At 65.7% G+C, this 24,094-nt stretch carries 23 protein-coding genes; 12 read left to right on the top strand and 11 right to left on the bottom strand.

Annotation, left to right across the window (positions count from 1 at the left end; all coding sequences use genetic code 11):
* Positions 1–77 precede the first annotated feature (77 nt).
* Together trxB and trxA are read left to right on the top strand one after the other, a co-directional pair.
* Positions 78–1,052: a thioredoxin-disulfide reductase gene (trxB, locus tag AC2D10_RS11660; RefSeq protein ID WP_484707866.1), complete on the top strand. Its 975-nt coding sequence runs from the start codon at positions 78–80 to the stop codon at positions 1,050–1,052.
* 66 nt (positions 1,053–1,118) lie between these two features.
* Entirely contained in the window at positions 1,119–1,442 is a 324-nt protein-coding gene (trxA, locus tag AC2D10_RS11655) for a thioredoxin (protein ID WP_484707864.1), read from the top strand.
* Between the two features lie 58 nt (positions 1,443–1,500).
* Here trxA and AC2D10_RS11650 read toward each other — a convergent pair whose 3' ends face one another.
* The 11 genes from AC2D10_RS11650 to rpmH all read right to left on the bottom strand — a co-directional run bounded on the left by AC2D10_RS11650 (position 1,501) and on the right by rpmH (position 10,734).
* Positions 1,501–2,028: a GrpB family protein gene (locus tag AC2D10_RS11650; protein WP_484707863.1), complete on the bottom strand. Its 528-nt coding sequence runs from the start codon at positions 2,026–2,028 to the stop codon at positions 1,501–1,503.
* Between the two features lie 6 nt (positions 2,029–2,034).
* Positions 2,035–2,370, bottom strand: coding sequence for a tryptophan synthase subunit alpha (locus tag AC2D10_RS11645; RefSeq protein WP_484707862.1), 336 nt, complete (start codon positions 2,368–2,370; stop codon positions 2,035–2,037).
* A 9-nt stretch (positions 2,371–2,379) separates the two neighbouring features.
* Positions 2,380–3,828 (bottom strand): sugar porter family MFS transporter, encoded by a 1,449-nt coding sequence (locus tag AC2D10_RS11640; RefSeq protein ID WP_484707861.1) that lies wholly within the window; start codon positions 3,826–3,828, stop codon positions 2,380–2,382.
* A 57-nt stretch (positions 3,829–3,885) separates the two neighbouring features.
* A complete protein-coding gene (locus tag AC2D10_RS11635; protein WP_484707860.1) occupies positions 3,886–4,863 on the bottom strand; it encodes a ParB/RepB/Spo0J family partition protein in 978 nt (325 codons plus the stop codon).
* The gene (locus AC2D10_RS11630; protein ID WP_484707858.1) at positions 4,863–5,738 is read right to left on the bottom strand and encodes a ParA family protein; all 876 of its coding nucleotides are present in this window, start codon (positions 5,736–5,738) and stop codon (positions 4,863–4,865) included. The genes AC2D10_RS11635 and AC2D10_RS11630 overlap by 1 nt, the downstream gene beginning before the upstream one ends.
* A gap of 1,904 nt (positions 5,739–7,642) precedes the next feature.
* Positions 7,643–8,272, bottom strand: a complete 630-nt coding sequence (gene rsmG / locus AC2D10_RS11625) for a 16S rRNA (guanine(527)-N(7))-methyltransferase RsmG (RefSeq protein ID WP_484707857.1) — start codon at positions 8,270–8,272, stop codon at positions 7,643–7,645.
* A 49-nt stretch (positions 8,273–8,321) separates the two neighbouring features.
* Positions 8,322–8,816, bottom strand: a complete 495-nt coding sequence (locus tag AC2D10_RS11620; RefSeq protein ID WP_484707855.1) for a Jag family protein — start codon at positions 8,814–8,816, stop codon at positions 8,322–8,324.
* On the bottom strand, positions 8,816–9,883 hold the full coding sequence (yidC, locus tag AC2D10_RS11615) for a membrane protein insertase YidC (RefSeq protein WP_484707854.1): 1,068 nt from the start codon (positions 9,881–9,883) through the stop codon (positions 8,816–8,818). Before yidC ends, AC2D10_RS11620 begins: the two co-directional genes overlap by 1 nt.
* Positions 9,884–9,886: 3 nt before the next feature.
* Entirely contained in the window at positions 9,887–10,237 is a 351-nt protein-coding gene (gene yidD / locus AC2D10_RS11610) for a membrane protein insertion efficiency factor YidD (RefSeq protein WP_484707852.1), read from the bottom strand.
* Positions 10,234–10,590, bottom strand: coding sequence for a ribonuclease P protein component (rnpA, locus tag AC2D10_RS11605; RefSeq protein ID WP_484707851.1), 357 nt, complete (start codon positions 10,588–10,590; stop codon positions 10,234–10,236). Before rnpA ends, yidD begins: the two co-directional genes overlap by 4 nt.
* A 6-nt stretch (positions 10,591–10,596) precedes the next feature.
* Complete coding sequence (gene rpmH, locus AC2D10_RS11600; protein ID WP_045278552.1) at positions 10,597–10,734, bottom strand: 50S ribosomal protein L34; 138 nt, start codon at positions 10,732–10,734, stop codon at positions 10,597–10,599.
* 128 nt (positions 10,735–10,862) lie between these two features.
* Here rpmH and dnaA point away from each other — a divergent pair, with 128 nt between their 5' ends.
* From dnaA to AC2D10_RS11550, 10 genes are all read left to right on the top strand, one after another.
* A complete protein-coding gene (gene dnaA / locus AC2D10_RS11595) occupies positions 10,863–12,464 on the top strand; it encodes a chromosomal replication initiator protein DnaA (protein ID WP_484707848.1) in 1,602 nt (533 codons plus the stop codon).
* Between the two features lie 483 nt (positions 12,465–12,947).
* On the top strand, positions 12,948–14,090 hold the full coding sequence (gene dnaN / locus AC2D10_RS11590; RefSeq protein WP_484711848.1) for a DNA polymerase III subunit beta: 1,143 nt from the start codon (positions 12,948–12,950) through the stop codon (positions 14,088–14,090).
* Positions 14,091–14,139: 49 nt separating this feature from the next.
* On the top strand, positions 14,140–15,303 hold the full coding sequence (recF, locus tag AC2D10_RS11585; protein ID WP_484707846.1) for a DNA replication/repair protein RecF: 1,164 nt from the start codon (positions 14,140–14,142) through the stop codon (positions 15,301–15,303).
* Positions 15,296–15,808: a DciA family protein gene (locus tag AC2D10_RS11580; protein WP_484707845.1), complete on the top strand. Its 513-nt coding sequence runs from the start codon at positions 15,296–15,298 to the stop codon at positions 15,806–15,808. Before recF ends, AC2D10_RS11580 begins: the two co-directional genes overlap by 8 nt.
* Before the next feature lie 118 nt (positions 15,809–15,926).
* On the top strand, positions 15,927–18,017 hold the full coding sequence (gene gyrB, locus AC2D10_RS11575; protein ID WP_484707844.1) for a DNA topoisomerase (ATP-hydrolyzing) subunit B: 2,091 nt from the start codon (positions 15,927–15,929) through the stop codon (positions 18,015–18,017).
* Positions 18,018–18,060: 43 nt separating this feature from the next.
* Complete coding sequence (gene gyrA, locus AC2D10_RS11570) at positions 18,061–20,625, top strand: DNA gyrase subunit A (protein WP_484707843.1); 2,565 nt, start codon at positions 18,061–18,063, stop codon at positions 20,623–20,625.
* Positions 20,622–21,026 carry a DUF3566 domain-containing protein gene (locus AC2D10_RS11565; RefSeq protein ID WP_484707842.1) on the top strand — a complete coding sequence of 135 codons (405 nt, stop codon included), beginning with the start codon at positions 20,622–20,624 and terminating at the stop codon, positions 21,024–21,026. Before gyrA ends, AC2D10_RS11565 begins: the two co-directional genes overlap by 4 nt.
* Positions 21,027–21,144: 118 nt before the next feature.
* A complete protein-coding gene (locus AC2D10_RS11560) occupies positions 21,145–22,434 on the top strand; it encodes a sensor histidine kinase (protein ID WP_484707841.1) in 1,290 nt (429 codons plus the stop codon).
* Positions 22,422–23,111, top strand: coding sequence for a LuxR C-terminal-related transcriptional regulator (locus AC2D10_RS11555; RefSeq protein WP_484707839.1), 690 nt, complete (start codon positions 22,422–22,424; stop codon positions 23,109–23,111). Before AC2D10_RS11560 ends, AC2D10_RS11555 begins: the two co-directional genes overlap by 13 nt.
* Entirely contained in the window at positions 23,108–24,055 is a 948-nt protein-coding gene (locus AC2D10_RS11550) for a DUF4097 family beta strand repeat-containing protein (protein WP_484707838.1), read from the top strand. Before AC2D10_RS11555 ends, AC2D10_RS11550 begins: the two co-directional genes overlap by 4 nt.
* Positions 24,056–24,094 lie beyond the last annotated feature (39 nt).

Genomic DNA, 24,094 nt, shown 5'->3' with positions numbered 1-24,094 from the left:
CGAGGGAATGCCGCGCGGTTACCATGGGTTGAAGCAGTCGAAGGTCATTCGACTGCAGTTTCTAAGACGGAGAGCACATGCGTCAGGTCATCATCATCGGCTCCGGCCCCGCCGGATTCACGGCTGCCATCTACGCGGCCCGAGCGAACCTCAAGCCGCTGCTCATCGCGAGCTCGGTCGAGGTCGGCGGCGAGCTGATGAACACCACCGAGGTCGAGAACTACCCGGGCTTCCCCGACGGCATCCAGGGCCCCGAGCTCATGGCCAAGTTCCAGGAGCAGGCCGAGAAGTTCGGTACCGAGGTTCTCTACGACGACGTCACCGAGCTCGATCTCGCGGGCACCGTGAAGCGGGTCACGCTGGGCAGCGGAGCGGTGCACGAGGCGCAGACGCTGATCTACGCGACGGGCTCGGCGTACCGCAAGCTCAACATCGAGGGCGAAGAACGACTGTCCGGCTACGGCGTCTCGTGGTGCGCCACGTGCGACGGCTTCTTCTTCCGTGAAAAGACCATCGCGGTCGTGGGCGGCGGCGACTCCGCGATGGAGGAGGCCACCTTCCTCACGCGCTTCGCGGAGAAGGTCTACGTCATCCACCGCAAGGACACGCTGCGCGCCTCGAAGATCATGCAGGAGCGCGCGTTCGCGAACCCGAAGATCGAGTTCATCTGGAACAGCGAGGTCGCCGAGATCATCGGCGAGACCGCGGTCAGTGGCGTGAAGCTTCGTTCCACCGAAGACGGCTCGGAGCGCGAGCTCGCTCTCGACGGTCTGTTCGTCGCGATCGGCAACGACCCGCGCACCCACCTCGTGCACGACAAGCTCACGCTGACCGCCGAGGGCACGATCTGGGTCGACGGTCGCTCGTCGGTCACCTCGATCCCCGGTGTCTTCGCTGCGGGCGACGTGATCGACCCGAGCTACCGCCAGGCCATCACCGCCGCCGGTTCCGGCACGGTCGCCGCCCTCGACGCGGAGCACTTCCTCGCGGATCTCGAAGACATCTCGGTCGAGGTCCCGGCTGCGGAAGCCGCCGAAGTCCTCACCGCCTGAGCGGCCGGGAACAGTTTCCGCCCGTCTGCTGTTGTAGAACACGAACCTCGAAGAAGGAGAACCCTGATGAGTGCAAAGGCTACGAGCCAGGCGACCTGGGAGCAGGACGTACTGCAGGCCGACGGTCCCGTGCTGGTGGACTTCTGGGCGGAATGGTGCGGCCCGTGTCGCATGGTCGCTCCGGTGCTGGACGAGATCCAGGCTGACAACCCCGAGAAGATCACCATTCTCAAGCTGAACGTCGACGAGAACCCTGAGCTCGCCATGAAGTACCAGATCACGTCGATCCCGGCGATGAAGGTCTTCCACGGCGGCGAGGTCAAGACGACGATCATCGGCGCCAAGCCGAAGTTCGCTCTCGAGAAGGATCTCGCCGCGTTCATCGGCTGATCCCCCCTGACACAGGCCGTCGTCTCCCTCGGGAGGCGGCGGCCTTTCTCGTGTCATCTCACTTGTCTGAGACAGGGACCTGCGGCATTCCTCGAGAGGCGCGAGCCCGATCGACGATCTCCTGAATGACCGGCGTCTTCGCGGTGTTGTAGGTCGATGTTCCGCGAGCGGCAGCGGCCACGGCATCGCACTTCGCATGGCTGTAGAGCTCGACATCGTCGGGATGCTCACGCAGCCAGTCGCGCATCAGTCGCTGATTCACCGATTCCCATTCATCGGCGAGAAAGAAGTGCACGATCGCCGTGCGAATGCCGTCGTCCTCGCGCACCAGCACCGGATGGGTGCGCACACCGCTGCTGCTTCGCCAACCGGCCTGCTCCAAGGCCGGCTGGTGTCGCTCCAGATCCTTCAGATCGCGGATCCTGATGGCAAGATCGATGATCGGCTTCGCGCGCATCCCTGGCACAGCCGTGGACCCGATGTGCTCGATCGTCCATGATGAGTCGCCGGCCTCCCGGAGCAGCGCCGCGAGAGCCTCGAACTGCTGCGGCCACGTGGGGTCGTAGGTGACGAGAACGCGAGGCACGGCGACTCAGGACGCGTCGGCGACGGTCGGATCCCAGCGACGATGGCGCTGCTTCTCATCGAGCAACCCCCAGACCGCGGGAGTGAGCTCTGGATACTCGAGGGCGATCTGACGAAGCACGCGGTAGTGACGGGCCGCGTTGGGGCGCACCCCGTCATTGGCGTTGATGCTGTCAGCACGCAGAAGGTAGACGACGAGCTCGTCGACGCTCGGCAGTTCTTCCATGAACTCCCACGGGTCTTCCCCGCCGAGCAGTCGTTCCTGCACGAGCACCGCGAGTTCGTCCGACGCCTCTGCACGCAGCACTTCCAGGCTGGCGCGGCGGGGAACGGACTCGGTCATGCTCCAAGCCTACGTCCGACTCGGACGCCTCCGGCGCTCGACCTTGGTGTCTTCGCGCATGTCCTCGAGCTCCTTGCCCTTGGTCTCTGCGACCTTGAAGTAGACGAAGAAGAACGACAGCAGCGCGAAGAACGCGTAGAAGCCGTAGGCGAAGGGCAGGCCGATGGCCGAGAACGCGGGGAACGTCGTCGAGATGAAGAAGTTCGCCACCCACTGCGCCGCCGCAGCCACGGCGAGAGCGCCGGCGCGGATCGAGTTCGGGAACATCTCTCCCAGCAGCACCCACACCAGGGGGCCCCACGTGGCTCCGAAGAACACGACGAACGCGTTGGCGCAGATCAGCGCGACGGTCGCCCACGGGTCCGGCAGCGTTACGGTACCGGCGGCGTCGAGCGTGCCGAACGAGAACGCCAGAGCCATCAGGCCGAGCGACACCGTCATGCCGACCGAGCCGACGAGCAGCATGATGCGTCGACCGACCTTGTCGACGAGCAGGATGGCGATGATCGTGACGACGATGTTCGTCACCGACGTGATGACGGTGATGGTCAACGCCTGCGATTCGCCGAACCCGACCGACTGCCAGAGCGTGGTCGAGTAGTAGAAGATGACGTTGATACCGACGAACTGCTGGAACACCGACAGCAGGATTCCGACCCACACGATGGGCTTGAGACCGAGGCGGTTTCCGCGCAGATCACGGAGCGATTCCCCTCTCTCGGTGTTCAGCGTCCCGGTGATCTCGGCGATCTTCGCCTTCACATCCAGCGTGCCGGTGACGGCGGTGAGGACCTCGGATGCCTTGTCGAGCTGTCCCTTCGCCACGAGGTACCGTGGCGACTCCGGCAGTCTCAGCGCGAGGATTCCGTAGACGACGGCGGGGATCGCCTCGGCGATGAACATCCAGCGCCACGCATCCAGGCCCCAGAGCGGTTCTGCCGCGCCCCCGGCGACATTCGCGAGCATCGCGTCGGAGAGCAGGGCGGTGAAGATACCGGTCACGATCGCCAGCTGCTGCAGCGATCCGAGGCGGCCGCGCATCTTCGCCGGCGACACTTCGGCGATGTAGGCCGGGGCGATCACCGAGGCAGCTCCGACTCCGAGTCCACCGACGATACGCCAGATGATGAGATCGATCACGCCGAACGCCAGACCCGAACCGATCGACGACAGCAGGAACAGGACGGCCGCCGCGACCATGACAGGGATTCGTCCGTAGCGGTTCGCCAACGGGCCGGCGAACCAGGCACCGATCGCGCACCCGATCAGGGCCGACGAGACGGCGAAGCCCTTGAGTCCGACACCGAGGTCGAAGCCCGAGACGTCACCCGCGAGCGCGTCGACCGCACCGTTGATGACTGCGGTATCGAATCCGAAAAGGAACCCGCCGAGTGCTGCGGCGATACTGACCGCAATGACGCGTCCTCGCAGAGCGGATCCTGTGGGTGTTGCCGACATGTTGCCTCCCCCGTCGTTGCGGTGAGTCTAGGCCTCTGGACGGAGGCGCGGAACTGACTAGTTGTTGCCGTAGCTTTCTTCGCCGATCTCCTGCAGGATGCGGTTCAGATCCTGAATAGACGCGAAATCGATGGTGACCTGGCCTTTGCGCGCTCCGAGCGCGATCTTGACCCGGGTGTTGAGGCGGTCTCCGAGCTTGCCCGCCACCTCGTCGAGGTACGCACGACGCGCTCCCGGCGTGGCTTTGGTCGGCTTTGTCGCGCCCGCTGACAGGTTCTTCGCGGCCTCTTCGGTCGCGCGAACTGAGAGGTCCTCGTTGACGACCTTGTCGGCGAGGCGCTGCATGGCCTCGGGGTTCTCGAGGCTGAGGATCGCACGAGCGTGGCCCGCCGTCAGCACACCGGCGGCCACGCGCTGCTGCACCGGGACGGGCAGCTTGAGCAGGCGGATCGTGTTGCTGATCTGGGGGCGCGAGCGACCGATGCGTGTGGCGAGCTCCTCCTGTGTGATCCCAAAGTCCTCGAGCAGCTGCTGGTAGGCCGACGCCTCTTCGAGCGGGTTCAGCTCGGAGCGGTGCAGATTCTCGAGGAGGGCGTCGCGAAGCAGATCCTCGTCGGCCGTCTCGCGGACGATCGCGGGAATCGTCTCCAGGCCGGCTTCCCGAGCAGCGCGCGTACGACGCTCCCCCATGATCAGCTCGTAGTCGCCGTCACTGTTCTGACGAACGACGACGGGCTGCAGGACCCCGAACTCCCGGACGCTGTGCACCAGCTCGGCGAGATCCTCGACGTTGAAGTGCGTGCGCGGCTGGCGGGGGTTCGGCACGATCGAGTCCGGAGCGATCTGAACCAGGTGGATGCCCGGCACCACGGCGAGGTCCGGAGTAGGCTCACTTACGCCGGCCTCGGGTGCGGTCGACTCTAATTCCGCTCGGAGGCTGGCCCCCGGGAAGAACACGTCGACGGGACGAGCAGACTGATCCGCCGTCGGGATGAGAGCGCCGATTCCACGGCCCAATCCAGTGCGCTTCGCCATCATTTCTCCTTGCTCTGCGCCGCGTGACGCGACGCGATCTCGACAGCGGCCTCGCGATACGCGATCGCGCCGGCGGATTGCCCATCGTAGGCGATCACGGTCTGCCCGAAACTCGGTGCCTCCGACACGCGAACCGACCGCGGGATCACGGTCTTCAGCACCTGTGTCGGGAAGTGTGTGCGCACCTCGTCCGCGACCTGCTGCGCAAGCCGCGTGCGCCCATCGAACATCGTCAACAGGATTGTCGAGAGATGCAGGGCGGGATTGAGGTGCTTCTGGATCATCTGGATGCTGCCGAGTAGCTGGCTCAGTCCCTCCAACGCGTAGTACTCGCACTGGATCGGGATGAACACCTCAGATGCCGCGGTGAAGGCGTTGATCGTCAGCAGCCCCAGCGACGGAGGGCAGTCGATGATCACGAAGTTCACCGGGCTTTCAGCCAGGTACACCTCGAGCGCCCGCCGGAGACGGTGCTCGCGCGCAACCTGCGACACCAGCTCGATCTCTGCGCCAGCGAGATGGATGGTACTCGGCGCACAGAAGAGGTTCGGGTTCTCGGGGCTCTGCTGCACGACATCCGCCAGCGGCGTGTCATCGATCAGAACGTCGTAGACGCTCGGAGTGTCAGCGCTGTGCGGCACCCCGAGGGCGGTGGACGCGTTGCCCTGCGGATCGAGATCGATCACCAGGGCCTTCGCGCCGAGCCCGGCCAGCGCTGCAGCGATGTTCACGGCGGTCGTGGTCTTCCCCACGCCACCCTTCTGATTCGACACCGTCAAGACGCGGGTTTCCCCCGAGAATTCCACCTTCGTGGACTCGAGGTTGCGTCGGCGAGCCGAGAGGTCTGCGAGTTCCCGCGCGAGCGGTGTATCCATGCCGAACGATTCGTTCGAGGATGCCTTTTCGGACTGTTTCACGTGAAACATCCACTCCTTCCGGGGCCGCATTCCACTCTAATCGCTACCGCAGACGTTCACCGCCTGCAGGGCCGGGATGCCCGGATTGCTAGGCCTCCGAGTGAGTGTTTCACGTGAAACAGTCCGCACCGGAGAACCAGGCGAGAGCCCAGCGGCACCCGGAACTCAGTCAGTATCCTCCGACGGGACGGATAAGAACCTCGGACCCTGAGCTTTGTGGATCCGGATCGAGGCTTCGCCAGGTCCACCGCGCGCGTCGGACACATCGGCCCAGCGAACTGACGCCGTCGCCGCTCACCACTCGAGGCTTCCGCTGCGCCGACTTGGACATCACCATCAGCTCGACGCAGTGAGGGCGTGGCCCCGTTACGCCCCCCTTAAGAGAGGTGACGCATCCGGTCGCCCGGCAACCCGGCAACACTGTTACGGTGCCAGACCGTAGCGCGCGTCTCGATCCCTTCCGGAAGCCTGTCCGCCAATCGGTTACCCGTCTGCCCGGACTCATCGACCACTGGGCAACCCAAAGCGCAACCCGGTGACGCACTCCGCTCCCCTACTGCCGGTACCCTGCGCTTACCCAACAACTCGACGACCATCCAAGATCCCCGCACCGCGATCGGCGGCAACGCACGCAGCACTATCGCGGGAGTCACTCACATCCACCCGGATGTCTCATCAAGCGACGCCGTGCGTACGCAAACCACGCTCGGTGCCTTCGGAGGAGCCAAGCTGGATGGTGCCGGTACCCAGAGATCGCACACACCCAAGCGCTGCCCTGACCGTCCGACCAGCATCGGACCCGTGCACCGCACATGCGGCTGCCTACCAACGTCTCCATCTGCGCCACCGACACCGCCGGCACCGCCGACCCGCAGCACCAGACTGATCGACCACGCGGCGGGGCGGAGAACCGACGGTCAACCGGTGGGGCATGTTTCACGTGAAACATGGCGGATGGATCGGGGGTGCTGGGCCAGCGAGCTGCGTGACGATGCTGCGGGTGACGGTCTTCCGCCGGGCTCGATGCTGAGACGCCCTGGTTCGGCGATCGCGGGTTGGCTGTGACCGAGGACGGGCCTGTTGTTTCACGTGAAACACCGACATGCCCGTCCGCGCCGTTGGTCGAGGGCGCACCGCGACAGAGAACGGTCAGCGGCGGCGTTCTGGGTGGCCAGGCCTGATGCAGGTTGTGATGCCGGCACCGCGCCTTCCAAAGCACCGGATGCTCAGAGTGAGTTCACTGGTGTGACGCGTTGCCGCACCTTATTGACGCACGGAACCACGTCATCGGTCGCCGGAGTCTCGGCGGTGAGAAACCGGGCTCAACAGCAATCTACCGATCCCGTACCGCATAACGACGGGGCCAGCCCTCTGCGGAGAGGCACCTGCACCAGCGATAGCCCCGTAGCCGAGCAGGAACTCGGCCCGACGACCGACGTCGGACCTATGTTTCACCTGAAACATGCCACGCACGCAGGCCCGCCACGACAGACCTCACTGCAGCTACTCCGCTCCCCGCCCAGAGCACACCCCCCTTGTTTCCGCACGACCGTCACGTGCCCGGTATCATGTACTCCTCGTCAGGGCCCCGAACGTCGGTAACAACTTACGGAGCGTCGATGTTTCACGTGAAACATCGACACCGAGCGCCACCGCTAGGACCATGCACAACCGCTACAGCGCCGTCGACCGCACGCGCGATCCATCCCGCAGAGCACGAGGGTGCAGGGGTGTTCCCGGCGCGAGCATCGGGAGGGGCCCACGAAGTGGGAGGGTCCCCGCTCTGCGAGCGGAGGGAACACCCCTGCACCCGCCCCCACAAGCTCACAACCCCAGAGACGCAGAGGACCAAAGCAGAGAAACTACCGAACCCGCGCCCGCACGACCCGCGTCGTCTCCGTGAGCACTCCCTCACCGAGCACCTCGATGCGCACGTCGGACAGCTCGAACTTGCGGATCTGCTTCTCCGCAGCGTCGATCTCGTTGACTGCGTTCATCCCCTTGAGGACGGCGAGCTCTCCCCCGTCACGAACCAAAGGTGCGGTAAGGGGAATCAGTGTCCTGAGTGCACTCACCGCGCGGGCAGTGACCACGTCGAAGCTCCTCGGGCGGTCCACATCTTCGGCACGGGCCCGCAGAACCTCGACGTTGTTCAACTGCAGCGCATCGACCTGCTCGGTCAACCACGTCACTCGGCGTTCCATCGGTTCGATCAGCGTCCAGTGCACGTCGGGTCGAGCGATCGCGAGCACGATTCCGGGTAGCCCTGCACCGGAGCCGATGTCGGCGACAGACCCCTGAAATACGGGTGCTGCGATCGCGCTGTTCAGGATATGACGAGTCCACAGACGCGGCAACTCCAGCGGCCCGATCAGACCGCGCGTCTCTCCTTCACGAGCGAGAGCTTCGGTGAATGCGCGCGCGAGGTCGATTCGATCGCCGAAAAGCTGTGCAGCAACTGCCGGCTCCGCCTCAAGAGCATCATTACTCACGACCGGCACCGTGCATCAACATCCAACGCGGGATGTTTCACGTGAAACATCAACGACGACGGAGGACCGTGTGACGGTCAGCACCCTCGCCATACGACTCCGAAACGAGCCCGCGATCCGACGCGATGTCATGGACCAGCTTGCGCTCGTAACTCGACATGGCGGGGAGCGACGCCTGCGATGCACCCTCGTCCAGCTTCACGGCAGCGGCCTCGACGAGGGTCTCCAGCTGACGACGGCGCGTATCGCGTGATCCCCCGATGTCGAGGATCAGGCGAGAGAACGCACCGGTCTTGTTCTGCACGGCAAGACGCGTCAACTCCTGCAGAGCCTGCACCGTGTCGGGTGCCGAAAGAAGAGCCAGACCATCATCCTCGGCCTCGACCGAGACGTAGGCACGTCCCTGCCGAACATCGAGGTTCAGGTCGCCATCGATGTCAGCGATGTCAAGCAGCTCCTCGAGGTAGTCTGCGGCGACATCGCCCTCGTTCTCGAGCTGAGCCGCAGTGGGCTCGACGTTCGTGGTGGTGATGCTGTCGGTCATCACGCACTCCCCTTCTTCTTGGCGCGCTTCTTGCCCACCGGCTGCTGACGTTTGGGGGCTTCGGCCTTGGCCTTCTCGGCCTCGGCCAGCAGGCGCTGCTGCTCGGCCTCATACGCAGCCATCGGAATGACCTTGCCCGACGAATCGATGGCCTTGCCCTTCTTGGCCAGACGCTCTTCGCGAGCCTTCGCGGCTTCGGATCCGGGGGTCGGCATCTCGCGGATGACGAGGAACTGCTGGCCCATGGTCCACAGGTTCGAGATGAACCAGTAGACGACCACGCCGAGCGGGAAGAAGACACCCGAGAAGATGAAGCCCAGCGGCAGCACGTAGAGCATGATCTTCTGCATCTGGTACGCCTGGCCGGTCTTGGCCTCGGGCGACAAGTTCTTCGAGATGATCTGCAGCTGGGTGAAGAACTGCGAGCCGATCATCAGCACGACGAGCGTGACGAGGATGATGATGGCGGTGGTGTTGCCGGCATCCACGGCGTTGCCGAGGGTCTCGTGCAGAGACGCGACACCGAAGAGCTTCGCATCGTAGAACTGCTCGGTGAGCTCGGCGTTCAGCAGACCGACACCGCCGATTCCGGCGGCGTGGTGCTTGGTCACATCGCTCAGCACGCTGAACAGCGAGAAGAAGATCGGCATCTGCACCAGCAGTGGCAGGCAACTCGACATCGGCGTCGTGCCGTGCTTCTTATAGAGGCCCATAGTCTCGCGACTCATCGCCTCACGAGAGAGCTGGTCTTTCTTACCGCGGTACTTCTCCTGAACTTTTCGCAGTTCAGGGGCGATTTCCATCATCTTTCGCTGGCTCTTGATCTGCTTCACGAAGAGCGGGATCAGCGCCGCGCGAACGACGATCACCAGGCCGACGATCGACAGAACCCAGGTCAGACCGGACGCAGCGGGGAGCCCCACCGTCGTGAGCAGCCAGTGCCAGGCGACGAGCACGAGCTCGACGACCCACTTCAGCGGCCAGAGGATGGTCCCGATCAGATCGAAACCACCGGAGGAAGGGGCCGGCGACTGTGTGGCGCTGGCGAGCAGGGAATCAAGACCCACCGATCAGTCCTTTCGGGAAGGGACGACGAAACCGAGTGCAGTCAGGTCGTAATGGAAGTGCTTACTCGGCTGTACGTCATCGACGCCACCGCGAGTCCAGGGATTGCAGCGGAGGATGCGCCATAGCGACAGCGCGGTTCCCCGAGCGGCGCCGTGCTGCTGCACCGCACCTACAGCGTAAGCGGAGCAGGATGGGTAATAGGCGCATACATCCCCATACATCGGGGAGATGACCTTGCGGTACCCGGTCAGGAACCCGAGAACGAGATTCCTGGGCACCAGAGGGATGCTGCGCCAGAGGCCGCGGCCCTTCAGATCAGCCGTGCCGATGGATGACGCCGGCAACGCGGTCATGCCGAGACCTCGAGCGTCTGACGCTGCAGACGACCCAGGCATCGAGTGACATCCGCCGTCAACTCGTCATACGTCGCGGTCGCGGACGCAGGAAGGGCACGGATGACGACATCCGTGCCCTCGGGTACGCCGGGAAGCGCTTCTGCACAGACAGCCTTGAGCCGTCGACGCACAGAGTTACGCACCACCGCGTTGCCCACCTGCTTGCTGATGATGAAACCGAACCTCACGGCTCTGCTCTCGCCCGTCGACAACATCGAGGTGACGACGCGCGCCCCGCCACAACGCGATCCGCGGCGAACGACCAGTCGATAGTCGCTCCCGCGGGTCAGTCGATACGGGCGGGCGAGCACAGCGGCTTACGCGGAGAGCTCGGTGCGACCCTTCGCGCGGCGTGCGGCGAGGATGCCACGGCCGGCGCGGGTGCGCATGCGGGCGCGGAAGCCGTGCTTCTTGGCGCGACGACGGTTGTTCGGCTGGAAAGTGCGCTTAGTCATGGAATCACTCCGGGAATACTGCCACCGGGTTCACTGCGACCGGAGACATGGGGAACTGCCAAAAAATTGGCATAAGTCAACCAAGTAAGGGTACGTCTTGACGGCGCGCAGAGCAAATCTGCGCGCCGATGTCGCCCTCCGGTGAGAACCGCACAGCCATTATCCACAACCCCGGTGCGCGCGATGCGCATGACACGCGCGCGTGTTTTCGGGGGCAGGTTGCCGTTCCGAGCAACGGTGACTACCGTGGCAACCGAAGTTATCCACAGGGCTCTCGCGTACGAACGGGCCCTCACCGACTCGTCCGGAGCGCCATGTCCTCACCAGCCCAGCCCGACGTCCCCATCTGGACCACGGTGCAGGAGCTGCTGGCCGATGACGACCGCGTCACCCCGCAGCTCCAGGGGTTCCTGAGCCTCGCGGTCCCCGCCGGCGTGATGGCGGCCACCCTGTACCTCGACGTGCCGAACGATCTCACGGCCGCTCAGATCAACAAGCGGCTCCGACTGCCGATCATGGAGGCGCTCTCGCACATCGGCGAAGAGGTCACCTCCTACCGCGTGGTGGTGAACCACGAGCTGGCGGAGCAGCCGACCGCTCCCATCTCGGTCGGCGAGTTCGGCCGGCAGGACGGCGACTTCGCCCGGCACCAGGATCACATCCGCGTCGAGTCGCCCATGGAGCAGCCGACGCAGATGCGTCATGAGTCACGGCTGAACCCGAAGTACACGTTCGACAACTTCGTGATCGGCCAGTCCAACCGCTTCGCCCATGCGGCGGCGGTCGCCGTGGCCGAGGCTCCGGCCAAGGCCTACAACCCTCTCTTCATCTACGGCGATTCCGGGCTCGGCAAGACCCACCTCCTCCACGCCATCGGTGACTACGCGCAGTCCCTCTATCCGGGTGTGAAGGTGCGGTACGTCTCGAGCGAGGAATTCACGAACGACTTCATCAACTCGATCGCGAACAACCGCGGTGCCGCGTTCCAGGCGCGCTACCGCGAGGTCGACATCCTCCTCATCGACGACATCCAGTTCCTGCAGGGTCGCGCCGAGACGCAGGAGGCGTTCTTCCACACCTTCAACACGCTGCACGATCACAACAAGCAGGTGGTGATCACCAGCGACGTGGCCCCCAAGCATCTGACCGGCTTCGAGGATCGCATGCGGAGCCGCTTCGAATGGGGCCTCATCACCGACGTGCAGGCTCCTGACCTCGAGACGCGTATCGCGATCCTGCGTAAGAAGGCGCAGAGCGAGGCGATGCACATCCCCGACGAGGTGCTCGAGTACATCGCCACCGTGGTCTCCTCGAACATCCGTGAGCTCGAGGGCGCCCTGATCCGCGTGTCGGCGTTCGCGAGCCTGAACCGCTCCGCCCTCGACATCTCGCTCGCGCAGACGGTGCTGCGCGACATCGTCGACACGGCAGAGGACAACATCATCTCGCCGACCGACATCATCACCGCCACCGCGGCGTACTTCAAGCTCACGGTCGACGACCTCTACGGCTCGAGCAGGTCACAGCAGATCGCCACGTCGCGGCAGATCGCGATGTACCTGTGCCGTGAGCGCACGAGCCTGTCGCTGCCGAAGATCGGTCAGCTGTTCGGCAACCGCGACCACACCACGGTGATGTACGCGTACAAGAAGATCAGCGAACTGATGAAGGAGCGCCGCTCCATCTACAACCAGGTCACCGAGATCACCACGCAGCTCGGACGACGCTGACGCAGCGCACACGATGGGGGCACGACATCCGAACGGGTGCAGTGCCCCTTTCTCGTCTCCGACACGCGCAGACGGACGCCGGATAGATGCCTCTATGCACATGTGGATAACTTGTGGATGAAGCACCCGCCGATCGGGACGGATGTGGGGGAAACTCGGAAACCTGTGGATAACTCCGGGGGAGACCGAGTCGACCGGATCCCCCTCCACCCGCGTATTCCTCAGGGATTCCACAAGTGACAGCCGTGTAGTTCCTTACTGGCGACTACTATCCACCGACTTATCCACAGATTCCACAGCGGTTAACACCGTTAGGAGTTAACCCTGAAGAAGCGCGATCCGATCACCTCACAGTGCCGGGGAGCCGATCCGAATCTCAAATGTTCGAGGCGTAGGGAACGGCAGGACTGTGGGGCTAGCATGGGAAGCCCTGCACAGGGACAGACGACGAACACGTCGCAGAACGACGACAAGGGAGCACCCGTGAGGTTTCAGGTCAACCGCGATGTCTTCAGCGAGGCAGTCTCGTTCGTCGTCAAGCTTCTGCCGCAGCGGAACCCCCAGCCGATCCTCGCCGGAGTACTGATCGAGGCAGACGCCTCAGGCCTCACGCTTTCGGCATTCGACTACGAGGCTTCCGCTCGCACGACGATCGAGGCGACGGTAGAGACCCCGGGCACGATCCTCGTCCACGGCCGTCTGCTCTCCGACATCGCCAACCGCCTGCCCAACGCTCCGATCGAGATCGCTGTCGAAGACGACGGCGGAATCACGGTCACCTGTGGCTCGGCGCGCTTCACCCTCGCGGCCATGCCGGTCGAGGAATACCCGTCGATCCCCGAGGTCTCCGGGTCGTCTGGTGTGGTTCCGGCCGACGACTTCGGCACCGCGATCTCGCAGGTCGGCTTCGCCGCATCACGCGATGACGTGACTCCGGTGCTCACGGGCGTGCAGCTCGCGGTCTCGGGGCAGAGCCTGAGCCTCGTGGCCACCGACCGTTACCGCGTTTCGCTGCGCGACGTGCCGTGGGACGGCGAGGCTGTCGAGCAGTCCGCTCTCGTCCCGGCACGCACGCTCCTCGAGGTCGGCAAGACCTTCGGGCACGCCGGGCAGATCCAGATCGCGTTCTCGGGAGCCGGCGACCGCGAGATCATCGCCTTCACCTCGGGCAACAAGACGGTCACGTCGCTGCTGATCAAGGGCAACTTCCCGCCGGTTCGTCGACTGTTCCCCGAGCAGACCGACCACTACGCGGTCGTCAACACCGCCGACCTGGTCGAAGCGGTCCGTCGTGTGGCCCTGGTGCTCGATCGTGCCGCCCCGCTGCGGTTCACGTTCACGAACGACAGCGTCACGATGGATGCCTCGGGCAGCGAGCACGCACGCGCATCCGAGTCGGTCGACGCGATCCTCAACGGTGGCGAGGATGTCACTCTCGGCCTGAACCCCCAGTACCTGATCGAGGCACTCGGTGCGGTCAAGAGCCAGTTCGTCCGTGTGACGTTCACCTCGAGCGACAACGCCAACAAGCTCAGCCCGGTACTGATCACGAGCCAGACCTCGGTCGACCAGGCCGGCCTCGACTCGTTCAAGTACCTCCTGCAGCCGAACCTGCTGCTGCGCTGATCGCTCCGGGTCGGAACGCAGTGTCCGACCCCGAAGGTAGGCTGACCAGGTGATCGTGGAGCACTTGAGTCTGGTGGATTTTCGCAATTACGCGACCGCCGACCTCGCCCTCCACCGTGGTCCGAACGTGCTCGTGGGTCGTAACGGTCAGGGCAAGACGAATCTGGCCGAGGCCGTCGTCTTCCTCGCCACGTTGGGCTCCCATCGGGTTTCGTCGGACGCGCCCATGGTGCGTGACGGGCAGGAGTTCGCCATCATCCGCGCCCGCCTGGCACACGGGGAGCGCCGTGTGCTGATCGAGGTGCAGCTCAACAAGCAGGGATCGAACAAGGCCCGCATCAACGGGTCGCCGTCGAAGCCGAACGAACTGCCGCGCTACGCGCACGTCGTGCTCTTCGCCCCCGAAGACCTGCAGATCGTGCGGGGCGACCCGTCGGCGCGACGTCGGTTCATGGATCAGCTGCTCATCCAGCGGACACCCCGGCTGGCATCGGTCCTCGCCGACTACGACCGCGTGCTCAAGCAGCGCAACGCTCTGCTCAAGTCGGCGCGCGCGCGGGGGGTCAAGGGCGAGGGGCTCAGCACGCTCGACGTGTGGGATGACAAGCTCGTCTCGCTCGGATCCGAGATCATCATCGCCCGCCAACGGCTCGCGACCGATCTGCAGACCCCGGTCGCCGAGGCGTATGCCGCGATCGCCGGTGAAGACCATCGACCTCAGCTCGACTGGGCGCTGTCGGTGCGCGGCGCCGATCCCGAGGACGGGGTGGAGGCAGCGGACGAGACCTCCGGCGACATCGCCGAGATGTTCCGCGCCGCGCTCCTGGCGAAGCGTCCGAACGAGCTCGAGCGCGGCCTCACGCTCACGGGACCCCACCGCGACGACCTGATCCTGCGGGTGCGCGCTCTGCCCGTCAAGGGCTATGCCTCGCACGGAGAGTCCTGGTCGATGGCACTCGCGCTGCGTCTGGCCTCGGCCGAGCTGCTGCGCAGCGAGTCACCCGCGGGGGATCCGGTGCTGATCCTCGACGACGTGTTCGCCGAGCTCGACTCCGATCGACGCCGGCGTCTCGCTGACCTGACCGCAGGCTATGAGCAGGTGGTGGTGACGGCGGCCGTGGAGGAGGATATCCCCGCAGTGCTGCACGCCCATGTCGTGCGGATCACGGCGGGCACGATCAGCGACGAGCGGGCGGAGGTGTCGAATGACTGATCCTGCGGTGAACGCCGCGCCCGCGGCATCCGATGTTCCCGAGACAGTGGCGACCTACCTGCGGCTGCGCGGACTCAAGCCGAGTTCCACGTCGTGGAAGCGCAAGCGACGCATCGTCGCCGACGACGACAACGCCCCGTTCACACCGGGACGCGATCCTGGTGCTCTCGGCGCGGTGCTCGACAAGCTGACGCGTGACGCCGGCTGGTCGGCGCCGCTCGCTCGCGAGGACCTCGTGCGACAGTGGGCCGATCTCGCCGGCGCCGACACCGCCAAGCACTCCGAGCCGGTGTCGCTGGAGCGCGGTCTGCTGACGGTGAAGTGCGACTCCACGGCCTGGGCGAAGAACCTCCAGTACATGCGCGCGACCATCATCACGGAGATCGGCCGGCGGTATCCGGATGCGGGCGTCGAGAACCTGCGCTTCATCGGGCCGGACGTTCCCTCGTGGAAATGGGGCCCCAGAGTCGTCCCAGGGCGGGGTCCGCGCGATACCTACGGGTAGGGCACCATCTGGGGGGTTCGAGAGGCTCAGAGGGCCACACACGGCCGTTCAGCGGGATTTTGCTTCCGAATCCCGCTAGAATGGGAGTTCGTGATATCGATGTGGAGAATGCCCTCTGATGACGCCTGAATCCCCTGCTGACGAGACGGAATCGACCAACGGGGGAACCCCCAACCCGGAAGCCGAGTCGGAGACCCGGTCCACGTCGATCTCCCCCAAGATCAAGCAGCCCGGCGAGTACGGTGCCGACTCCATCCAGATCCTCGAAGGACTGGAAGCGGTGCGCAAGCGCCCCGGCATGTACATCGGATCCACGGGTCCCCGGGGTCTGCACCACCTGGTCTACGAGATCGTCGACAACTCCGTCGATGAGGCGCTCGCCGGCTACGCCGACACCATCTTCGTCACGCTGCTGGAAGACGGCGGCGTGCGCGTCATCGACAACGGCCGCGGCATCCCCGTCGACCCGCACTCCTCCGACCCGTCGAAGTCGACCGTCGAGGTCGTGCTCACGATCCTGCACGCCGGCGGAAAGTTCGGCGGCGGCGCGTACGCGGTCTCGGGCGGTCTGCACGGCGTGGGCTCCTCGGTCGTGAACGCGCTGTCGACCCGCTTCGACGTCGAGGTCAAGCAGAAGGGCTTCGTCTGGCGGCACAGCTTCGCCGATGGTGGCCTTCCGCAGCAGAAGCTCATCAAGGGGGAGGAGACCGACGAGACTGGAACCAGCATCACGTTCTGGCCGGACTCCTCGATCTTCACCGAGACGATCGACTTCGACTACGACACCCTGCGCACCCGCTTCCAGCAGATGGCGTTCCTGAACAAGGGACTCCGCATCGAGCTGCTCGACGAGCGCGCGGCATCGGCCTACGAGGTCGAGGAGGAGGGCCTGGCGAAGACGAAGCAGCCCGGCGACGTCTTCTTCTACGAGCGCGGTCTGGTCGACTACGTCGAGTACCTGAACAAGGTGCGTCACGCCGAGGTCGTGAACGACGAGATCATCGCGTTCGAGTCCGAGGACACCGCGCGCAAGATCTCGCTCGAGGTCGCGATGCAGTGGACGACCTCGTACACCGAGAACGTGTTCACCTACGCGAACACCATCAACACGCACGAGGGCGGCACCCACGAAGAGGGCTTCCGCGCCGCGCTCACCACACTGGTGAACAAGTACGCTCGCGCCAACGGCATCCTCAAGGAGAAGGACGACAACCTCTCCGGCGACGACGTGCGCGAGGGACTGACCGCCGTGATCTCCATCAAGCTGGGCGAGCCCCAGTTCGAGGGTCAGACGAAGACCAAGCTCGGCAACACCGAGGCGAAGGCGTTCGTGCAGAAGGTGGTCGGCGATCAGCTCGGCGATTGGTTCGACCGCAACCCGGCGCAGGCGAAGAACATCATCCGCAAGGCGCTCGACGCCGCGACCGCCCGTCTCGCCGCCCGCAAGGCGCGCGAGACCGCACGTCGCAAGAGCGTGTTCGAGTCTGCGGCAATGCCCGACAAGCTCAAGGACTGCACCAGCAAGGACCCCTCGATCAGCGAGATCTTCCTCGTGGAGGGTGACTCGGCCGGCGGCTCGGCCGTGCAGGGCCGTGACCCGCACACGCAGGCGATCCTCGCGCTCCGCGGCAAGATCCTGAACGTCGAGCGCGCGCGCCTCGACAAGGCGCTCGGCAACCGCGAGGTCCAGGCGATGATCCAGGCCTTCGGCACGGGCATCGGCGAGGACTTCGACATCGAGAAGGCCCGCTATCACAAGATCGTGCTGATGGCCGATGCCGACGTCGACGGCCAGCACATCACCACGCTGCTGCTGACGTTGCTGTTCCGCTACATGCGTGGACTCATCGAAGCCGGCTTCGTGTACCTCGCGATGCCGCCGCTCTACCGCCTCAAGTGGTCGAACTCCGCCCACGAGTACGTGTTCAGCGACGCCGAGCGCGACGCCCTGCTGAAGTTCGGCCTCGACAACGGCAAGCGCATCCCGAAGGACGCCGGCATCCAGCGCTACAAGGGTCTCGGCGAGATGAACGCCAAGGAGCTGTGGGAGACCACGATGGACCACTCCACGCGGACGCTCCGCCAGGTGACCATCGAGGACGCCGCGGCCGCCGACGAGATCTTCAGTGTGCTGATGGGCGAGGACGTCGAATCCCGCCGCAGCTTCATCCAGCGCAACGCCAAGGACGTCCGCTTCCTCGACATCTGAGCCTCCCCGCTCAGACCAGGTCGCGACCCAGAGAGATTGACACATGACTGACGAAGAACGCCCCGAGCCCCCGGCGCACGACCACGGCAAGATCGACCAGGTCGACCTGCAGTCCGAGATGCAGCGCAGCTACCTCGACTACGCCATGGCCGTGATCGTGGGTCGCGCCCTGCCCGACGTGCGCGATGGACTCAAGCCGGTGCACCGCCGCGTGATCTACGGCATGTACGACGGCGGGTTCCGCCCCGACAAGTCGTTCTCGAAGTGCGCCCGTGTGGTCGGCGAGGTCATGGGGCAGTACCACCCCCACGGCGACACCGCGATCTACGACGCCCTGGTGCGTCTCGTGCAGCCGTGGGCTCTGCGCTATCCGCTCGCGCTCGGGCAGGGCAACTTCGGCTCGCCCGGCAACATGGGCGCCGCGGCCCCGCGTTACACCGAGACGAAGATGGCCCCGCTCGCGCTCGAGATGGTGCGCGACATCGAAGAAGACACCGTTGACTTCCAGGACAACTACGACGGTCAGACCCAGGAGCCGACGGTCCTCCCGGCCCGCTTCCCGAACCTGCTCGTCAACGGCTCGGTCGGCATCGCGGTCGGCATGGCCACCAACATCCCTCCGCACAACCTGCGCGAGATCTCAGACGCAGCACTCTGGGCGCTCGATCACCCCGAGGTCACGCGCGAAGAGCTGCTCGACGGGCTGATCCAGCGCGTTCCCGGCCCGGACTTCCCGACCGGCGCGCAGATCCTCGGCACCAAGGGCATCCACGAGGCATACCGCACCGGTCGCGGATCGATCACGATGCGCGCCGTCGTCAACGTCGAGGAGATCCAGGGCCGCACGTGCCTCGTGATCACCGAGCTGCCGTACCAGGTCAACCCCGACAACGTCGCCGTGAAGATCGGCGACCTCGTCCGCGATGGCAAGATCAGCGGCATCGCCGACATCCGTGACGAGTCCTCGGACCGCACGGGTCAGCGTCTCGTCGTAGTGCTCAAGCGCGACGCGGTCGCCAAGGTCGTGCTGAACAACCTGTACAAGCACACGCAGCTGCAGGAGAACTTCGGCGCGAACATGCTCGCGATCGTCGACGGCGTGCCGCGCACGCTCGCGATCGACGGCTTCATCACGCACTGGATCACGCATCAGATCGAAGTGATCGTGCGTCGCACGACGTTCCGTCTGGCCAAGGCCGAGAGGCGCATGCATATCCTGCGCGGATATCTGAAGGCGCTCGACGCGCTCGACGAGGTCATCGCACTCATCCGCCGGTCGCAGACCACGCAGGAGGCGAACGAGGGTCTGCAGCGTCTGCTCGACATCGACGAGGAGCAGGCCGAGGCGATCCTCGCGATGCAGCTGCGCCGGATCGCGGCCCTGGAACGACAGAAGATCCTCGACGAGGCCACCGAGCTCGAGGCGCAGATCACCCAGTTCAAGGCGATCCTCGCCGACGAGATGCTGCAGCGCGGGATCATCCGCGAGGAGCTCACCGCGATCGTCGACCGCTTTGGCGACGAGCGTCGCACGCACATCCTGCACGGCTTCGACGGCGACGTCTCGATGGAAGACCTCATCGCCGAAGAGGAGATGGTCGTCACCGTCACGCGCGAGGGCTACATCAAGCGCACACGCAGCGACAACTACCGCTCGCAGCACCGCGGCGGCAAGGGCATCAAGGGCGCGCAGCTGCGGGCGGATGACATCGTCGAGCACTTCTTCGTGACGACGACGCACCACTGGCTGCTGTTCTTCACCGACAAGGGACGCGTCTACCGCGCGAAGACCTACGAGGTGCCTGAGGCCGGTCGCGACGCGAAGGGCACGCACGTGGCGAACCTGCTCGCGCTGCAGCCCGACGAGAACATCGCGCAGGTCCTCGACATCCGCGACTACAAGGTCGCCGACTACCTGGTGCTCGCCACGCGCGACGGCCTGGTCAAGAAGACGCGTCTCGAGCAGTACGACACCAACCGTCAGGGCGGCGTCATCGCGATCCGTCTGAACGACGAGGACGAACTGGTCAGCGCGCTGCTCGTCGACGCCACGGATGACATCCTGCTGATCAGCCGCCGCGGCATGTCGGTGCGTTTCAGCGCGACCGATGAGGCCCTGCGTCCGATGGGGCGTCCGACCGCCGGAGTGAAGGGCATGAAGTTCCGCGAGGGCGACGCACTGCTCTCGGCATCGGTCGCCGCGCTCGGTCGATTCGTGTTCGTCGTCACCGACGGCGGCTACGCCAAGCGCACCGCGGTCGAGGAGTATCGCGTGCAGGGACGCGGCGGATACGGCATCAAGGTCGCCAAACTCCACGACGATCGGGGCACTCTCGCGGGCGGTCTGATCGTCTCGGATGACGACGAGGTCCTTGTGGTTCTGTCCAGCGGCAAGGTGGTACGCTCTGCCGTGGCCGAGGTGCCCGCCAAGGGTCGCGACACCATGGGAGTGGTGTTCGCACGGACGACAGAAGCCGACCGCATCCTCGCCATCGCCCGCAACGGTGAGCGGGGCCTCACCGAGGACGATGAATCGGGCGAGGGGGAGTCGGAGCCCGCAGCGGCCGTCTTCGAGCCGACCGAGATCTCTGAGGAAGCAGACGAATGAGCACAGTAGCGGACAAGCTGGCGAAGAAGTCCACACGCAAGACCGGGGGCAAGCAGGTTCGCCTGCGCCTGGTGTACGTCGACTTCTGGTCGGCTGTGAAGCTCTCGTTCCTCGGGGCCGTCGCGCTCGCGGTGGTCACGATGGTCTCGTTCTTCCTGATCTACCTCGTGCTCGAGGCGACCGGGATCATGACGACGGCCGATGAGTTCGTGCGGAGCTTCTCCGACGGATCGATCGCTCTGTCGGAGCTCGTGGGTCTGCCGCAGGTCATGGCGTTCGCGGCGGTCGTCGCGATCCTCAACCTGATCGTGTTCACGGTGCTCGGCGCCGTGATCGCCGGCATCTACAACCTCGCGGTGAAGGTGACGGGCGGCCTGCTCGTCGGCTTCATGTCGAACTAGCTTGTTCTGTGGCTGCGGGGTCTCGCTGAGACCCCGCACTGCTCAGAGGTAGGGACCCGAAGACGAGTGTCGGGGTTCCTCGGTGTCGGGGCGACAGGCGCCGCCGTACCTTGGAAGCATGACCACTCAGACCGCCACGCCTCCACCGGCGACCGCCGAGAAGCCGCCCCTGCGCATCGTCCTCACGATCCTGCACCTCGCCGGCATCGGGGTCATCGGCGGCATCATCTTCACCGCTCTCACCGGGATGCTGAGCACCGGACTCGGGCTCCTTCTCGTCGCCGGTATCGGTGTGATCCTGCTCGTCGCGTTCGTCTACGCGCTGTTCGGTGTCGGCTGGTTCGAGGTCGCGCGGGTGGGCGCTCTTTACCGTGCACCGATCGCTCCGCTGCGCTGGCGGCCGCGTGACCGCCCCGGCTTCGTCGGCTGGCTGCGCTCGCTCGGACGCCAGGCGATCGACGGACGCATGTGGCGGGCTCTGGCGAACTTCGCCATCGTCGCGGTGCTCGGATTCATCGTGCTGCGCCTCGCCTGGGCGCTGGTGTGGTCGGTCATCATCTCGTTCGCGCCTCTCACCGGTTCGGATGCCGTCATCGGGCCGTTCGGCGGCGGTGGCATCCCGGTCGCGTGGGCTCCGGTCATCGGCATCCTCGGGATCGCGGCGTCGCTCGCCGGCATGGTCGGCCTGGCCCTGCTGCACCGGGTGCTGTCGCTCGCGATCGTGATCCGCAGCCGTGAGGCCGAGCTCACCGAACGCGTGCGCACCACCAGTGCGCAGCGCGAAGGGGCCGTGCGAGCCGCCGACGTGGAGCGCACCCGCATCGAACGCGACCTGCACGACGGCGTGCAGCCGCGACTCGTCTCGGTCGGCATGACGCTGGGCCTGGCGCAGCAGAAGATCGACAACGATCCCGATGCCGCGAAGGAACTCATCGCCGAAGCACACACCTCCACCAAGGCCGCCATCACGGAGCTGCGGCAGCTCGCCCGCGGAATTCATGCTTCTGTGCTCGACGACCGGGGGCTCGACGCTGCGCTGTCGGCTCTCGCCGGGCGCTCGCACATCCCCGTGCACCTCGATGTGCGGATGGACCCTTCGTCGGGCTCAGGGAGCGTGAGGCCGGGGAGGGAGGCGGAAGCCGCCGTGTACTTCTCCATCGCCGAATCGCTCACCAACGCCGCCAAGCACTCCCGTGCCAGCGAGGCCAGGGTCAGCGTACGACTGCGCGAGGGCAACACCCTGTGGGCCCGCGTCGAGGACAACGGCATGGGCGGCGCACAGGTGCAGCCCGGTGGCGGCCTCGACGGCATCGCCAACCGCATCCTCGCCGCCGGCGGCACCTTCCGCCTCGACAGCCCGCAGGGCGGACCGACCAGCCTGGAGGTGAACGTGCCATGCGCATCCTGATCTGCGAGGACTCGGTCCTGCTGCGCGAAGGACTCGTGCGCCTGCTCGAGGATGCCGGACACACCGTGGTCGCGGCGCTCCCCGACACGAACGGACTCACCGAGGCCGTCACCGATGGGGACCCTGAGCTCTGCATCCTCGATGTGCGGCTTCCGCCGACCTTCACGGATGAGGGGATCCGCGCCGCCCTGCAGCTGCGGTCGCTGCATCCGTCGCTCGCCATCCTCGTGCTCTCGCAGTACGTCGAGGAGCGCTACGCCTCAGACCTCATCGCCGCCCCGGGCGGACCGCTCGGCTACCTGCTGAAGGACCGGGTCGCCGATGTATCGGAGTTCCTCGCCTCAGTGCAGCGCATCTCGGAGGGCGCCACGGTGCTCGACCCGGAGGTGGTCGCGCAGCTGCTGACCCGTCGCAATCGTGATGATCGGATGCTGCGCCTCACCGAGCGCGAACGCACGGTGCTCGCACTGATCGCCGAGGGGAAGTCGAATCAGGCGATCGCCGCGCTGCTCTTCCTCTCGGAGGCCAGCGTCGAGAAGCACATCACCGCGATCTTCCAGAAGCTGGGCTTCGAGCAGGGGGAGTCGGGCAACCGTCGCGTCCTCGCCGCCCTGGCCCACATCGAGAACACCGGAGGCACCGCGCCCTCCACCGGACAGACAGGAACGGCACGATGACCACCGAGCAGAACGACTTCGCGGGCGGACACTCTCCGCTCACTCCGCCGCCGCCCGCCGCCGGTGCCGGCAGTCCTCACCAGCCGACGACGCCGCCGCCCGCTACCCCGCAGGCCCATCCGACCGGAGACGTGCGTCGCTCCTCGGGTGCGAAGGCGATCACGATCATCACGGCCATTGTCGGCGGCATCGCGCTGCTCGGCTCCGGGGGTGCGGCCGCGGCTGCGGCCGCCGGGACGATCCTGAACTCCAGCGAGCGCGGCGACTCGGTGCAGAGCGTCGACGTCGACGGCATCGACAGCATCGACCTCGACGTCGACGCGGGCAACATGCGCATCGAGTTCGGCGACGTCGACGAGGCCCGACTGGCGGTCACCAACGGACGCGGTCCGGAGTGGAGGCTTGAGCGTGAGGGAGCCGAACTTGTCGTTCGCAGCCCGGAGTCGATCTTCGGCTGGTGGTTCGGCGGAGGGTTCGACGACGAGGAGTCGGCGGTGCTGACGCTTCCTCAGGAGCTGCAGGACGAGGCGCTCGACGCGAAGCTCACCCTCGACGCCGGCAGCCTGGATGTGATCGGCGACTTCGGCAGGCTCGACATCGACGTGAGTGCCGGAGCCCTGGATGTCGAGGGGTCAGCCGCCGGTCTCGACGTCGACATGAGCGCGGGTCGCGCCGACGTCGTGCTGGACGGCGTGAACGAGGTCGGACTCGGTGTCTCGGCGGGCGATCTGGCCGTGGAGTTCACGGGGACGGCGCCCGAGCAGACGCGGATCGACGTGAGCGCCGGGTCGGTCGACCTCACCGTTCCGGACGAGTCGTACAGGATCACGCAGGACATCAGTGCGGGATCCCTCGACGCGAAGATCGACCAGTCCGCGGGGTCGAGTCGCACGATCGACGTGTCGCTCGCCGCGGGCAGTGTGACCATCCGCCCCGGCCGGTGATCCTCATCGGGGGCGGGACCCGCCCGGGCACCCGCCCCC

This window comes from Microbacterium sp. PI-SA-G, from assembly GCF_057215335.1.
This window is presented reverse-complemented; position numbering and strand designations above follow the sequence as displayed.